Below are 15,333 nucleotides of genomic sequence, written 5' to 3' on the forward strand. Positions count from 1 at the left end.
ACATCTGAACACCTCCTGTCCTTCGGGACTCAGGATGAGAAAGAATCATAATAATAGTATCCTTTCTCCGTGTCCACTAAATCGGGGGAACTTCATGGTGATCCTTATTAAATCCGGCAGAGCACAATTAAAATTCCATACCACTCGTTGGACTTAAATTTTCAAAATTGTTTAACAAATCTTCACCCGATAAATGCAAATATATCTGTGTCGTCTTGAGTGATGAGTGTCCAAGTATGCGTGAAAGAATCGCAATATTACCCCCTTGTCGGATATATTGACTTGCTCCTGAGTGTCTCAATAGGTGTGGATATAATTTAATACCGGCTCTTTTACCGGCTTTCTGTATTATATGATATCCTCCCAATCTTTTCAATTGACCGCCGTTGAGACGCGGAAAGAGCAAATCGCCTTCAATCTTGGAACGGAATTTTATTAGATAGGTATATATGGCTTTGGCCGTTTTACCGGAAAATGGCGCATATCGCTCCTTACGTCCCTTGCCATACAATTTGACCAATCTTCCCTGTAGATCGATGTTGGATAATTTGAGTGCCAATAATTCCGACAGCCGGAGCATTGAATCATAAGTCAGAAGTATTATACAAAAATCACGACTACCAAAGAAGGTCTTGCGATTGCAAGTAGTTAAAACCCGCACCATTTCGTCAGGGGTAACGGTATCTTTTAATCGAATTGGTTCACGAAGCTTATGTAAGCCACTGGCCGGATTCATAGGAATCAGTCCTTCATCATATAGATATTTGAAGAAAGTTTTATAAACGGTAATGCGTCCATTGACGGTAATGGGGCTAATGACATCTATTATTGAGAGCAGATAATTCTGTAAATCCCGAACGGTGAGTGCATCCAATTCCAACTTCCTTGAATGGGTATATTTTAATAAATAACGCAATCGATCGGCATCGGCTTGTAGGGCTGTCGGTGTCAAATTCATCATTCTGCATCTGAGATAAAAAGATTGCAAAAGCTTTTGAGATTCGGGCATACCGAGTGATTCGGCGAGTGTCGGTAAGTCTTTCAATGATTTCATACCATCGCTCCTTAATAGATAGGTGATTTATCATTATAAGAAACAAACGGTGTGCCGATGACGAACATGTTACTCTTGAGCGTATCGAAGCCTTTGGCACGTCGGTTGCGGTATAAGAAGATAAAGTAATGATGAGGTTAGAATGAAACGTTGCCCCGCATGCGGACAAACCAAATTAGTGAGTGAGTTTTATAAGAATCGTGCAACAAAAGATGGGTTTGCCGGTGAATGTAAAACTTGTCGGCGCACCTATAAACAAGTTTATCATCGGCGACCCGATGTTAGAATTAAAGTGCATCATCGCCATGCATTACGGATTTATTGGCTTAGGCTGTGGATTATTACAATTTTAACTGATGGAACGATGCTTTGTAACGTTTGTAGGAAACCGGAATCAAACGGCAATTCATTGTCCTGCCACCACCGACATGGAGATGGGACAGCCCATCGAATGGAATGTGGTGGACATTACGCCATTAAATATTGGCGATCAATTCTCGATTCTGGTTGTAATAAAAAACTGTATCAAGCTCTATGTAACTCCTGTCATATTAGTTAATTAATATACAGGCCAGCCCGGCCTTCATATTTATCGCCCCAAGACCATAGAGACGGCCATTGCTTTCGAGCGGCCGGAATGGATCATGTTCCCAGTCGGAAGCGGGCGGGACAGTATCGGAATGACCCGAGAATACAAGAAATTTATCGGTTGGGCCGGCACCAAGCGATGCATAAACATTGGGTCGCCCGGGGGCAACTTCGTGCCAGACCGGCTCCAGGCCATATGACCGGATTTCATCGGCAATAAAGGCCGCCAGCGGTTCCTCATTTGGAAGAACCGAGTTTATCGATACCAGCTTTTTTAGAGCGGCCAGGATATAATCGTAACTGATATTTATATCAGGCACTTTATTACTCCATAAACAAAAAACAACATTCTTATCATTAATACTGTAATAAAATATTAAAGTTTCGGACATAAAAAAAAGCAGGAGCCCTCGCTCCTGCTTTTTGGTAATCGATGAGTAAAGTCACTAGTCACAATAGCCAATACATGCAAAGTATCAGATAATTTCCTTCAACGTGGTCATTATTTCACCAACATCATTTTCTTCGTTTCCATGTATTCCCCCATAGTAAAGCGGTACAGGTAAATACCGGAGGCGATCGGATTGCCTTCGAAATCACGCCCGTCCCAGGTCACATTGTACGTTCCGGCCGGTTTGGTTTCATCGACGAGGGTCGCCACCTTCTTGCCAAGAATATTGAAGACCTCTATCCTCACCTGTGAGCGGCTCATAATGCTGTATTCTATATTTGTCACCGGGTTGAACGGGTTGGGATAGTTTTGTGAAAGCTCGAATCGATAGGGCAGTCCTTCCCCGTGCTCGTCATCCTCGACATCGGTGACTACTTCGGTCGTGAAGGCGGAATTAATATTGGCACTTGAGCCATAGATCAGGATATTATTAATCAAGCCCCGGGGCGAATGCGCTTTCGAAGGAACTCTACTCATCATTATTACCAATATAATGGATACTATTAGATACAATCCGCCTTGAAATGCACGCATACACACCCTCACCTATTAAGTTGTAACGTATTAGTAATAGCCAATATACAAAAATCGGACAAAAAGTCTATACTTTATTGATGACATTTTTGGTATTTTTTATCGATTTTTTCCCTGTCAATAACAAAGACCAAAAATGACCAAAAATCATTCGGAGGTCAATGATTGTTAAGAAACTATGAGACAATAACTTTCAAAATTGTGCCATTTCCAAAAAATAACCCCGGGCGTAATGCCCGGGGTCCGGCTAATTTTCATAAGAAAACTCATAGCTTTAAATAAGCCCAGAGTAATTCTTTTACATTCGCGGCTCCTGTAATGATACGACCTCATCGGGGTCATAGCCGAGTGCTTTGAAATCCATGACCCCTTCCGGAGAATGGCAGTTGTTGCAGGTCAGGGCACCGTTTTTCCGGATGGCATGGCTGATCTCAAGCAGGGCATCCTGCGGTATCCAACGCGGTTCCACTTTCTCATTTTTGGAAGCCTGTTCATAAGCCGAAGTGTTCCAGCCGTCGATATCCATATATTCCATGAACTCGTTCATCATATACACCTTGAACATCCAGGCGTACATCATTTTCATCATCGGATTTTCCATCTCCACCATGGCCGCCTTATCCGGGTTGCCGGTTTTGTAGTAGGTGGGCAGATTGTATGGCAGGTACATGCCGCCGAACGGCCCCATATTCTGGAGATCGATATGCTGGCGGCCGTTGAACAGCTTCATGGCATATATTTTCGACGGGCGCCCTTTTTTGGCAATGGGCCGCATGACCTTCTCATACCAGGCCTTGTAATCGAAGTCGGCGTACTCCGGCCAGATATGGGTCGGATTGTAAAATCTGTATAAATTCTTGCCGTTGGGATTGTCGCCGATCGGATTGCCGAGAAAAGTGGCATCGCCGTTCCACCAGGCATATTTGATCCCCTTGCCCGGCTCAGTCTCTTTCTTAATATCAGTATAGACAAATATCCCCGGATGTTCCTCATAGGTCGGCGTGGCAAAATCGCGGTAGGTGGCGTTATCTTCCTGCAGCGACGGAATATGGCAAGTCTGGCAGGCAATTTTTTCGGTGTGGCTGTTATAGAAATCGCCCCATTCAGGATCGCTGGAATGCGGTTCTTTGTCATGGCAATTTGTGCAGGCCACTTCCACATCAGGAAGGTCATTGGCCATCATGGTGGTGGTGTGTGTCCCCTTGGCAATATAATGCCCCTCGGTCTTATGACACTCGATACAGTCCACTCCGGCGGCGGCATGGACGTCCCATGCCGGGTTGTACGGTGTTCCGCGCTTGCTTCCAGGATGCAGCACCCTCGGGCGCTCATGCCCGGTATTGACCATACTTTCATGGAACGATGAGTCGGCTTCATCAACATAAATATCGCCGCCGAAATTATGCTGGTGGCAGCGCAGACAGCTTTGAGCAGTCGGCGATGTCACCGATACGGCGGCCCGGATCGAGCGGTCCTGCCCCCAGTGCCAGCGCCCGTCATCCCCCATGGTGATCTGCTTCTTATTCATATCATAGGCGACGGCATGGCAGATCAGGCAATCAATGGCGTCCTTTTCTTCATCCGAAGTACTGTAGCCCGGCATCATCTCGCCCAGCGGGGCGGTCGGCTGTCCGCCGATATGGCACTGGCCGCATCCTTCCGACAGCGTATCGCCGATAGCCAGGACTACCGGTGCCGCCCAGGCGGTCATGGCAAACGAGCCCGGTTTGGGGCAGGGGCGGTTGATCTTGCCCATTCGGAAATCATCGGCCAGTTTGCCGTTGAAACCATAGACGTTGGGATGCTTGCTGGTAAAGAATGTATAATGCGCCGAGGTAGTCAGGTTCTCCATGAGGTCGACAGTCTTCTTTTCGCCGCTGACAGCATCCTCGATCTCGATATTTGCATGGCACTCAAGACAGGTTTTCGGCCCTTCATAAGCATAAATGCCCGAGTCGCGAAAAAGTTGAACATGTGAAAAATCACGGCCGTACTTATCGCTCAGTTCGACAGCGATCCCCTTCAGGCTCTCCACTGTCTCCTTATCGGACGGGAAAGCAACTTTAATCGGCCGATTTTGAGACGGAAGCATGGTATTAATCATGTCCGACCAGAGGCTGCAACCGCCGATTATGAGCGCAATTACAATTAATCCGAAAGACAGGAATAGTTTTTTCATTCTTTGTCTCCTGTATTTTATTCTCTATGTCTTTTTTGTCATAGAATCTACATTGTGAATATATTCACAATATTTGTCAAAAATAATTTCTTTCTTTTCATCTCATTTGGGCAGCCAGAGAAAGCGTTCAAAATTGATTCGATCATTGGAATCGAAAACGATACCCTCTTTTTCAAGAAGTGCTTTCTGAAGTTCATATCCCCGGCCCGGCGGCAGCGATATTTTGCCCTCACGGTTGATGACCCGATGCCATGGAAGTTTGTGTTTCTCTGAGGACGAATTAAGGATCCGGACCACCTGCCGGGCGCCGCGCGGATTTCCGGCGGCGGCCGCAATCAGGCCGTAGTTGGCCACCTTGCCTTTGGGGATTTTTTTCAGGACGGCTATGATTCTTTGTTCAAAAGAATCTTTTTGTTTTGGTGAGTCGGTCGTCATAAAACTCGCTTAAGCCCAAATCTAATTCGATTAATCAATCTATCAATAAATAACCTGTGCGGCAACGCCAATTTTTATACCGGCGGAGAATTGCCGGCCGGCTGTCCCCTGTCAGAGGTTTGTAAGGTGGTTACCGCTTCAAACTGAGGGGCGGGGCAATCCCACGGACTGTTGTATTGCAAGGCTATTTTCCGTCAAATCGATATCTCCCATCATCTTTGGCATCAAGACTATTTTTGTATAAAATTACCTGCTTAAAATATTACTGTCTCATTTTTATATTAGATAAGATTTTCCCGAAAACGATTCATTTTTTTTGAAAATTTGTCGGATTTCATATTTAACCTAACCATTCAGATAAGAGGCCAATTCTCAATGCCGTGCTATTGTCGCTTCTGACTGCCATATTGGTCTATGACGGGATATTTTATTGACGAATCGCGAAAAACAGCTATATTGCCTGTCAGTACCTGCTTAATATCTCTGTTTACCTCACGTGAATCGGAAAGGACCGAATCGGCAGACAGAGCGGGAGCCTTCAGTACATAAATTATTACTGGCCTTACGATTTAGAAAAAGCAACTTTGACACGACAATAAAAATAATAAGCCATAACCGGGAGATTCTGCCATGAGATTTGCTTCAAGAGCCATGTTACTGTCGATTCTAACAATCTTCGCATTGAGCCTGACAACTCATGCCATTATGCCGCCGGCGCCGGTGGAGTGGTATACTGAGCGCCTCAAGATTCCGATACCCGATGCGGCCAAACGGGCCAGGCCGCTATTTAATCCCCAGATTCAGGCCGACCTGGATGAAGCGGCCTTAAAAAGGCCGCGAAACACCGATAATATACTGCTTATTCTCGTTCAATTCCCCGATCACCTAGCCGACACGTCCGCACATCCCACATCGGCCTATCACGACCTGATGTTTTCGACCGGCGTTATTCCGACCGAATCGATGTATGAATATTTTCAGGAAGTTTCGTACGGCGCCTTTGCCATCGATGGTTTTGTCACGGCGTGGATAATGGCCCCGCAATCATATGCCTATTATGTGGGCGATGATTACGGCATGGGCGGTTACCCCAACAATTCCCAGGGATTACTCGAGGATTGTGTGAATATCCTTGACCCGACCATTGATTTCGCACAATTCGACAATAATGGTGATGGTTATGCCGAGGGCATTTTTTTGGTACATGCCGGTCCGGCGGCCGAGGAATCGGGTTCGACCGACGATATCTGGTCACATGCGTGGTATTATGAGGTTATGACCGCCGATGGTATCAGCACCGGACGCTACTCGACCGAACCTGAAGAAAACATGCTCGGACAGCTTATTGCAATTGGCGTTTATTGCCATGAGTATGGTCATGTTCTGGGAATGCCCGACCTGTATGATACCAATGGCGGCTCCGAAGGAGTCGGAACCTGGTGCCTGATGGGCAGCGGCTCATGGGGCGCGCTTCCGGGAAACCCCGAACGCCCGACGCATATGTGCGCCGAAATGAAAAGACGTCTGGAATGGCTGACCCCGATTGAAATCACGGGAAATCTCGAAAATCTGGTCATACCGCCGGTGGAAACCAATCCTGTCTGCTACAAAGTCAGCAACCCGTTGAACCCGGATGAACATTTCCTGATCGAAAACAGGGCCAAAATAGGCTTTGATTCGCTTTCGCGCGGTGATGGCGGCCTGGCTATCTGGCATATTGACTATGACGGCTGGCAGGCCGACCAGACTCATCGCTATGTCTCGCTGGAGCAGGCTGACGGTAATTTTGACCTGGAGCGCGATATGGCGGGCGGCAATGCCGATCCCAGAACCAACCGCGGCGATGCCGGCGATCTTTTCCCGGGCGCGTGCGCAAACGATCATTTCAGTTTCTCGACCGTACCTTCAAGCGTCAGCTATGACGCTATCACCGGAATCGTGACCATAGCGAATATTGAATATTATTCTGATTCCATAAAGGCCGATATACATGCCGATCCCGTACTGCCCATATTCAGAGTTATGTCATATGACATCATCGATACTTTGACCGGATCGGGGACAGCCAATTTCAATGGGGATGCCGACAATGGTGAAACGGTCGATCTGGTATTAAATCTTTCCTGCGATGGGGTCGGCGCATCGGATCTTAAGGGGACATTGTCAACCGCCGACACTCGAATATCGATTATCGACAGCGAGGCCGATTTCGGCGCCGTCGATCATAATACATATATTGATAATAATGCCTCGCCTTTAAGATTTGAGGTTCTTTCGGGGAACAGTGATTCGGCGGTAACCTGCAATCTTCACATCGATGCCGACGGTGCGACTCAGGATATCGAACTCCGAATAAATATAAATCGTCAGAATATTCTGCTTGTTATAGACAATAATGGCTCCAACTGGTCGGGCAATTTGGTCGAAGCCATGTATCATTCCGGTTATTCCTTCGACATTTTCAATACAGCACAGGAAGGAACACCGACACTGAATGATTTAATTATGTACCATGCCGTCCTCTGGACAACCGCATCGTATTTCGGCCAGACCACCTACGGAGCCTCATACGGTGACTGCATCAACGCCTCGGAGCTTGCGGTTTTTACTTCATATCTCAGCAGTGCGGGACGCCTGGGCCTTTTCAGCCAGGATTATATGCGTGATGTCGGATATAATACATTCAATAATACCTATCTGCACATTAATGGTGCCATGCAGGATTACAAGGCAACATCGACAATCGGGGCTTCGGGGACATTCATGAATGGTTTTGCCGGTAACAGCCGCTACTCATCATTTCTGGATTATACTGATGATTTAATGCCGGGAACCGGAGCCCTGGAAGCGGTCTTCAACAATCCGCAGGGACAAACGATGATGGTTTGCTATCCGGCGGCCGGGCCGCAGCGCGGGACATACGCCACCACCTTCAGCAGTTATGGTATCGAACGATTCGATGATGCCTCGCTGGTGCAATTCCTGCAAATGTGGCTTCCATGGATACTTTCCAACACCAATGTCGAAATTCCGTATCCCATATCGCCGAAAAACGGCGATACTGTTTTTCAATTTACTCCGGAATTGCGCTGGACGGCTTCGGAAGGCGCCGCCAGCTACCATGTCCAGTTATCGACCAATGCCGGTTTCACATCGATTTTTAAAGACACCACCATAATGCTTAATTCGGTGATGTGGGCGGACACGCTTGCCGAGGGCGGCTTTTACTGGCGTGTAAGCGCCGCGGCGACCGGCGATCCGGCCAGTGCTTTTTCGCCGGCGGCATATTTTGTCCGCGGCCATATTGATTTATATGTTTGCGGCGATGCCAATAGCACCGGTACCGTCAACCTGCTCGATGTCACTTTTCTGATCAACTACATCTATAAGGGCGGTGCGGAACCGAATCCGCCGCAGTCCGGCGATGCCAACGCCAGCGGTAACTTGAATATTCTCGATGTAACATATTTGATAAATTATTTATATAAAAGCGGCCCGGAGCCGCTTTGTCCGTGATGTATTTATAAGTCCATGAAAGAGGCGGCCTTCGGGCCGCTTTTTTTCTGACGTAACTATATATAATGTAAGAATTAATCCACCATATAAAACCCAATCGCTGCCGCAGAGAGCCCGCAGAACCGTTTTCTGTTGCTATAATTCGGAAATGCCTGTATATTTGCCGTAACTTTCACCGCTATCATATTGTGCAGGGAAGTTGCCCAATGACAACCCGGAACAGAGATAAAGCCCGGCATGATACTATCGACGACCGGGAATTGATTCAAACACTTCTCGAGACTTCCAACAGTCTGATTGTCTGTCTGGATAGTCGGGCCGATATAATCATTTTCAATCATGAATGCGAAAGAGTAACCGGGTATAAAGCGGAAGAAGTGCTCGGCAAAAATTGGCCGAAAATTTTTCTTCCGGATGATCATCCCAGCCGCACTTTGAAAGATTTCGCGGCCTGGGTCAAACAACACCCCAGGGATACTTATGAAGGGCCGTTGCTGACCAAATCGGGTGAAGTCAGGACTATACTGTGGTCCAACTCAGCGATAATCCACTCTGATTCAGATGAAATTACGGCCATCGCCGTCGGACAGGATATCACCGACCGCAAAAGGACGGAGGAGGAACTGCGTAAAGCTCATCGTGGCCTTGAAAAACGGGTGGAGGAACGCACGGCAGAGCTCAAGCAAAGTAACCTGGAGTTAAAGGAGCAGATAGAAAGCCGCCTCGAAGTGGCGCAGGCACTTCGAGAGAGTGAACAAAGGTACGAGATGGCAACCAGCGCCGGCCGGGTCGGGATCTGGGATTGGGATCTTGCAACTAATGAAATTTATGTCGATCCAAAATTGAAAGCGATGCTCGGTTATGAGGATCATGAAATTCAAAATCACCTTGATGATTGGGGAAAACATGTGCATCCTGGCGACGGCCAGTCGGTAATGCATGAAGCCGAGAGGTACCTGGCGGGCAAATCACCGCATTATGAAGTTGTCCACCGCATGTTTCATAAGGATGGGACTATTCGATGGATTCTGGCCAGGGGGACGGCCATTCGAGACGAAAAGGGCAAACCGATCAGGATGATTGGCACCGACACCGATATAACCGAGCAAATAAAAACAGAGCAGGCCTTCAGGGAAAGCGAAGAACGATTCCGAAAATTATCCGATGCCGCCGAGGAAGGTATTGTCATTCACGATAAGGGTGTCATTCTCGATGCCAATGAGGCATGTGCCCGGATGTTTGGTTATGAGCTCCCTGCTTTGATCGGCAGACATGTCCGTGATGCCGTCCTGTCCGAGATGTGGGAAACAGTAGGGGAGCGTATCGCTACCGGCGATGAAAAACCTTATGAGATTATCGGCATCCGTAAAGACGGTTCCCGATTTTACTGCCAGATATCCGGCAAGGAATACATTCATCAGGGAAGGAACCTGCGAGTGACGGTTCTGAGAGATATATCCGACCGAAAGAAGGCCGAGGCTGAACTCCTGAGGACCAAACAGAGGCTGGATCACCTGCTTTCTCACAGCCCGGCGGTGATTTACAGTTGCGGCTCACCGCCCGAATACCCGACGACATTCATCAGTGACAACATTCAAAGACAGCTGGGTTATATTCCACAGGATTTCTATGATGATCCTTTCTTCTGGAGCAAGCAAATTCATCCTGACGATCAGGAAAGGATCTCCAAGCAGCTTGCCGAGTTGAAAAAGCAGGAGCATCTTACTTATGAATATCGGTTCCGGCTGAAAAACGGCAAATATATCTGGGTGTTCGATGAACTAAGTGTCAGGCGTGATGAAAAGGGAAAAATAGTCGGTTTGATCGGAAGCTGGTTTGATATTTCGGCAAGAAAAGAAGCTGAAAACAGATTGCGCGAGACTGCCGATCAACTGCGCGAAGAGCAGGAAGCTCTGGCCCAGAAAAATATAGCCCTGAGTGAGATCCTGAATTATATCGAAAAAGAGCGCGAAAGTTACAAGCAGCATATTTGTTATGACGTTGAGAAAGCGCTTAGACCGTTCTTGAAAAAACTGAAAGCCCGCGTTGGAAAAGAAAATGTTGATTCAATAGTTTCGCTGGAGACTTATTTGAAAAACATTTTAAGTCGGGATATCGATGTTTTTAAGGATCGCTTTGCCCGACTTTCGCCCCGAGAGAGTGAAATCTGTCACCTCATTGGTAAGGGGATGTCCTCCAAGCAGATATCCGAGACACTTAGCCTGGCCCTGGTAACGATCCACAAACATCGGGAGTTAATCAGGAAAAAACTTGGCATAACCAATAAAAATATAAACCTCAGCACTTATCTTCGGGCTCAGAATCATTCCAATGATACGTAATAATTACGTAATTATCTCGCATTGACACATTCAACAATTTTCATAATCTTGTCAACGGCGGTGAGGAAAAACAGCCCCGACCTATAATTCAGTTAATGAATTTGGGTTGGCGGCAGAGGTTTTGACTCTGTTTTGGGTGGAAAACTGGCAGATTCTGATGGACGCCAAGAGCACAGCGGTGTAAAGGCAGCAGTTTTTTACCGCCTAAATGACTGAATCGTCCGGATAACTTGTCAGTTTGGCGTATGTGCCTGATTTGGATTCCCCCCTTCTATCTTTTACCCGGGGAAGCCGACAATTTACCTACCCCCCGGTAACGGAGAATCAGGTACATGCGCTTGTTATTTTTATATTCCCGAAAATCAAAATTGGTGGAAATAAGAAAAAACGGACAAGCTTCCATCAGGCAAAATGATCGACGAGAATCTTCAGGCCGATTCCAATCAGGACCAGGCCGCCGATAATTTCCATCCGCTTGCCGAATCTCTTGCCCAGCCGACTGCCCATCAAAATCCCGATCAAAGAAAGGGTTCCGGTTATTATTCCAATAATCAGGCTCGGATACCAGATGGTCACATTGAGAACCGCAAAACTGAGACCGACCGCAAGGGCATCAATACTGGTCGCTGTCGAAAGCAAAACCAGCGAAAAACCCTTACTCGGGTCGCTGCGCGGGTGACTGCCTTCGTCGTCTTTAAAGGACTCATAAATTGCCTTTCCGCCGATAAAGGTCAGCAGGCCAAAAGCAACCCAATGGTCCAGACCGGAAATATATTCATGAACCGACCGGCCGGCCAGCCAGCCGATTACCGGCATCAGGGCCTGAAACAAGCCAAAATGAAAGGATAACCTGAAAATCTGGCGTTTATTGACTTTGCCGATTATGACGCTCGAAGCAATCGAAACCGCAAAGGCATCCATGGCCAGCCCGACCGCGATGAGGACTAAAGTAATATTATCCAAATTGTTAAGCCAAATCTAAGGTTTCAACAGCTTACCAAGCAACTCGCTTATTCCGGCATACCCTGCATCATTCGGATCAATAGCCGCAGCTGCGTATTTGCGCACCATAAAACCGTCCGAATCAGAAAAAGCCTTATTTAGATCAATAAAAGCAATACTTCTCGCGGCGCAGTATTCCTTCAGCCAGTTGTTGTAAAGGGCAATCGAATCCATAATCTGATACTCGCTGGGAACGACACTATCTTTGCAGGGCGGGATCATTGTGGCCGGGATCGGCCTGATGCCGTGAAAAAGAGCCAGTTCGGCCACCCCGGCCGTATAATCACATATTTCTTTGACGCTGCTTTCCGGGCGAAGATTATAGGAACTTATTTCGATCACGACAGCCTCAGGGGCCAGTTCGATAACATCAGGCTGGAATCTCAGCAGGAAACCGGATGCCCGTTGCGCCGACACTCCCCTGTTAATAAACTCAAATCCGGCCGGTAATTTATCCTGGGGCCAGTTTTCGATTACCTGGGAGCCGAAAAGCACAATACGACCAGGCACGGTGGTGTCTGCCCGAAGCGGCCGATTTTCATCATGGTAGCGATCACGCCGGGAAAACTCGTTGACGACATACGTATATTTATCAAGGAATTCGTTGATGTGGGCGCGATACTCGAGGGCTTTTATGGCCACATAGACAATGGTTAAATTGCACAATATCGAAACAAAAAGAATCGTCTTCCAGAATTTATTCACCGGTCAGCCCTTCCTGTCTTAAATACCCGCCTAATCTAACCAGTTTGGGCTTCGGAATCAACGCTCTTTTTCCCAAGAGCCATCATAAAATAACAAATAATTACATATTTGCCGCTTGAATAGGACGGCGCTTTTAATTACCTTCTGCGCCATGTCGCAGCCCATACCTTATTTTGGAGAGATGCTTGCCCTCCTGACCGCCATGACCTGGGCTATGGCTGTCATCTTATTCAAGAAAAGCGGCGAAAAAGTTCATCCGATCGCGCTTAACATGTTTAAAAATTTACTGGCCGTGTTCATGTTTTTTGTAACCATGTGGATTTTTGGGGAGACGCTGTTTCGACCGGTGCCCGCACGGGATTACTACATGCTTTTAATCAGCGGAGCCCTGGGTATTGGTATTGCCGATACACTGTTCTTCAAAAGCCTGAATTACCTCGGGGCCGGCATGCATTCGATTGTCAACTGCCTTTACGCGCCATCGATTATCGGTCTTTCGGTCATCTGGCTGGGAGAAAGCATGACCATCCTGCAGCTTCTTGGTGCCGCCATGATAGTCTCGGCGGTCCTTACCGCCACGACCAAAAAGGGGAAGGGCAATCTCAGCCGCCATGATCTTTTCTGGGGAGTATTATTGGGTTTGATCGCCACCGGCGCCTCGGCTGTTGGCATAGTCATGATCAAGACTCTGCTGGAACGTTCACCCTTATTATGGGTCACCGAAATCCGGCTCCTTGGCGGGATCGCGGTGCTGCTTTTTGTCCTGATATTTCACTCGGAAAGACGCCGCCTGCTGGGGTCGCTTCTGGCGGCCAACAGCAAGGGATACACTGTCTCCAGTTCCATTATGGGCGCATACTTTTCCATGGTTCTCTGGCTGGGCGGGATGAAATACACGCAGGCGTCAATAGCCTCCGCTCTCAACCAGACCTCGAATATTTTTGTTTTCTTATTTGCAGTTTTGCTTCTCCGTGAGCCGATCAACCTGCAGAGAATAATTGGAATATCACTGGGTGTTCTTGGCGCGTTTCTGGTCACATTCGGATGACATAAAGAGGCGATTAGCTCAAGTTTTATTTGATTAATCGCGGCATAAATATTAAATAGACTCCAGATATTTGATGAGCAATGGAGAGGCAATAATGGGCAAATGGGAATGCGAAGCCTGCACCTATGTTTATGACCCTGAGCTGGGCGACCCGGAAAACGGTGTCGCACCCGGAACGCTATTCGCGGATATACCCGATGACTGGGTCTGTCCCGATTGCGGAGCAGGGAAAGAATATTTTCATGAAATCGAGATTTAATCGGCAACCTGTGAAATAATCGAGTTTGTTATTCCACGCATCCCGGTCGGGGTCTTCATAATCCTGCCTTATCGGGTCTGAAGCCCAATCTGTCAAATAATGCATTTGACTTCATATTTCCTTACCTGAAAATACAGTATCTCTGGGCCCGGCGGAACAAGTCTCGCCTTATTTCATATCCGTCAATGGCTTAGCCTCTTTCAATAATTATCACTGATCCGGCATATCATTTACAGTAAGACTATACCGGAGATGTATTATGGACATATTAACTAACAGCCCATTTGAATTCAAAGTCTTTGTTTACCTTTCAGGACTGATTGCGGCGGCGCTCTTTTTTACGATGGCCGGCATCAGGGATTTAAGAACACGGCGGTTTGAAGGGTTTCTCTACATTACGCTGGCGGCATTTTTTATTTTCGCCCATCTTATTTTTATAATGTCCAGCGGCGATGAGAGCTCAATTCTGGGTTATATCAACAATATAAGCCTGACCGGCTGGATAATCATCCTTTTTGCCCCGGCGCTCATCTCTCTTTATGTGCTCTTCGGACTTTTCAATTTTATCCGGCTGCGCTTTTTTGAAGGATTCATAAAAATCTTTATTGGAACAGCCATGGTGATATTACTCTATACCTTGGGCCATGACTGGCCGGAACTGGTCAAAGTTCTGGTGATATTGATCTGTTCTATTGTGTGGTTTAATTTCGAGTTATCCACGGTTGAAGAGTACGGGTAAATCACCCCGGTAATTTTATCTTCCGCGCCTCTATAACTTCCACATTATCGGGCAGAATAAGCGGCTCGTCCGAGCTGGTGCAAAAGACAAAGCCCTTAAATGAAGTCAAATATTTCTGTCCTTTTTTGGGCCAGCCGCTATTGGCTACCACTACTATCGGCTCATCAATTCGGGCCAGAACACGGGCAAATTGGGCCGGCACCAATTGAATAACCGCGCCCGAACCAGTCGCTTTTTCGGTTATCAAAGACAATGTTTTTTCCAATCGATTCCCTCCTTGGCAAAACCGGAATTTCGCACCATCTTACCATTAGACTATGTTTGGTAACTTCTGTTTATATACCGGGGAATTGAAGACAAAATTCGATTAAGTTACATTGCCGTCGTAAGCTTCCCCTTATAGTGGACTGTTGAGAAGTAGAACTTTTTGGTATATTGGAGCCAGGAGGTATCTATGAAACGGTCACAGTATAGCGAGAGT

The 15,333-nt window shown here is 47.1% G+C and carries 13 protein-coding genes; 5 read left to right on the plus strand and 8 right to left on the minus strand.

From position 1 onward, the window contains the following. Window positions 1-127 precede the first annotated feature (127 nt). From CVT49_15485 to CVT49_15505, 5 genes are all read right to left on the minus strand, one after another. Window positions 128-1,054 (minus strand): hypothetical protein, encoded by a 927-nt coding sequence (locus tag CVT49_15485; GenBank protein PKK82080.1) that lies wholly within the window; start codon window positions 1,052-1,054, stop codon window positions 128-130. Between the two features lie 551 nt (window positions 1,055-1,605). Continuing rightward, window positions 1,606-2,034, minus strand: a complete 429-nt coding sequence (locus tag CVT49_15490) for a hypothetical protein (protein ID PKK82081.1) — start codon at window positions 2,032-2,034, stop codon at window positions 1,606-1,608. Window positions 2,035-2,144: 110 nt separating this feature from the next. Continuing rightward, window positions 2,145-2,627 carry a hypothetical protein gene (locus tag CVT49_15495; GenBank protein ID PKK82082.1) on the minus strand — a complete coding sequence of 161 codons (483 nt, stop codon included), beginning with the start codon at window positions 2,625-2,627 and terminating at the stop codon, window positions 2,145-2,147. Between the two features lie 298 nt (window positions 2,628-2,925). After that, window positions 2,926-4,806 carry a hypothetical protein gene (locus tag CVT49_15500; protein PKK82083.1) on the minus strand — a complete coding sequence of 627 codons (1,881 nt, stop codon included), beginning with the start codon at window positions 4,804-4,806 and terminating at the stop codon, window positions 2,926-2,928. A gap of 102 nt (window positions 4,807-4,908) precedes the next feature. Continuing rightward, complete coding sequence (locus CVT49_15505) at window positions 4,909-5,241, minus strand: DNA methyltransferase (protein PKK82084.1); 333 nt, start codon at window positions 5,239-5,241, stop codon at window positions 4,909-4,911. A 630-nt stretch (window positions 5,242-5,871) separates the two neighbouring features. On the opposite strand from CVT49_15505, the gene CVT49_15510 reads away from it, so the two are divergent. Both CVT49_15510 and CVT49_15515 read left to right on the plus strand, forming a co-directional pair. Next, entirely contained in the window at window positions 5,872-8,757 is a 2,886-nt protein-coding gene (locus tag CVT49_15510) for a hypothetical protein (protein ID PKK82085.1), read from the plus strand. Between the two features lie 206 nt (window positions 8,758-8,963). Next, the gene (locus CVT49_15515; GenBank protein ID PKK82086.1) at window positions 8,964-11,099 is read left to right on the plus strand and encodes a hypothetical protein; all 2,136 of its coding nucleotides are present in this window, start codon (window positions 8,964-8,966) and stop codon (window positions 11,097-11,099) included. 402 nt (window positions 11,100-11,501) lie between these two features. On the opposite strand, the gene CVT49_15520 is transcribed toward CVT49_15515, so the two are convergent. Further along, window positions 11,502-12,062 carry a hypothetical protein gene (locus tag CVT49_15520; protein ID PKK82087.1) on the minus strand — a complete coding sequence of 187 codons (561 nt, stop codon included), beginning with the start codon at window positions 12,060-12,062 and terminating at the stop codon, window positions 11,502-11,504. 15 nt (window positions 12,063-12,077) lie between these two features. Beyond that, window positions 12,078-12,806 (minus strand): hypothetical protein, encoded by a 729-nt coding sequence (locus CVT49_15525; GenBank protein ID PKK82088.1) that lies wholly within the window; start codon window positions 12,804-12,806, stop codon window positions 12,078-12,080. Window positions 12,807-12,957: 151 nt separating this feature from the next. Between CVT49_15525 and CVT49_15530 the strand changes: the two genes are divergently transcribed. The 3 genes from CVT49_15530 (at window position 12,958) to CVT49_15540 (ending at window position 14,852) form a co-directional block, all read left to right on the plus strand. Next, window positions 12,958-13,854, plus strand: a complete 897-nt coding sequence (locus CVT49_15530; protein PKK82089.1) for a hypothetical protein — start codon at window positions 12,958-12,960, stop codon at window positions 13,852-13,854. Between the two features lie 94 nt (window positions 13,855-13,948). Continuing rightward, entirely contained in the window at window positions 13,949-14,113 is a 165-nt protein-coding gene (locus CVT49_15535; protein PKK82090.1) for a rubredoxin, read from the plus strand. A gap of 259 nt (window positions 14,114-14,372) precedes the next feature. Continuing rightward, a complete protein-coding gene (locus CVT49_15540; protein PKK82091.1) occupies window positions 14,373-14,852 on the plus strand; it encodes a hypothetical protein in 480 nt (159 codons plus the stop codon). A gap of 1 nt (window position 14,853) precedes the next feature. On the opposite strand, the gene CVT49_15545 is transcribed toward CVT49_15540, so the two are convergent. Beyond that, entirely contained in the window at window positions 14,854-15,117 is a 264-nt protein-coding gene (locus CVT49_15545; GenBank protein ID PKK82092.1) for a hypothetical protein, read from the minus strand. Window positions 15,118-15,333: the final 216 nt, after the last annotated feature.

This window comes from candidate division Zixibacteria bacterium HGW-Zixibacteria-1, assembly GCA_002838945.1.
Lineage (GTDB): Bacteria > Zixibacteria > MSB-5A5 > GN15 > PGXB01 > PGXB01.

Bases quoted from the DNA above. Each gene is read 5' to 3' on its own strand.
- CVT49_15490 (PKK82081.1), bottom strand. From the start codon at position 2,034: ATGTCCGAAACTTTAATATTTTATTACAGTATTAATGATAAGAATGTT.
- CVT49_15535 (PKK82090.1), top strand. From the start codon at position 13,949: ATGGGCAAATGGGAATGCGAAGCCTGCACCTATGTTTATGACCCTGAG.
- CVT49_15510 (PKK82085.1), top strand. From the start codon at position 5,872: ATGAGATTTGCTTCAAGAGCCATGTTACTGTCGATTCTAACAATCTTC.
- CVT49_15530 (PKK82089.1), top strand. From the start codon at position 12,958: ATGTCGCAGCCCATACCTTATTTTGGAGAGATGCTTGCCCTCCTGACC.
- CVT49_15540 (PKK82091.1), top strand. From the start codon at position 14,373: ATGGACATATTAACTAACAGCCCATTTGAATTCAAAGTCTTTGTTTAC.
- CVT49_15485 (PKK82080.1), bottom strand. From the start codon at position 1,054: ATGAAATCATTGAAAGACTTACCGACACTCGCCGAATCACTCGGTATG.
- CVT49_15495 (PKK82082.1), bottom strand. From the start codon at position 2,627: ATGCGTGCATTTCAAGGCGGATTGTATCTAATAGTATCCATTATATTG.
- CVT49_15505 (PKK82084.1), bottom strand. From the start codon at position 5,241: ATGACGACCGACTCACCAAAACAAAAAGATTCTTTTGAACAAAGAATC.
- CVT49_15500 (PKK82083.1), bottom strand. From the start codon at position 4,806: ATGAAAAAACTATTCCTGTCTTTCGGATTAATTGTAATTGCGCTCATA.
- CVT49_15515 (PKK82086.1), top strand. From the start codon at position 8,964: ATGACAACCCGGAACAGAGATAAAGCCCGGCATGATACTATCGACGAC.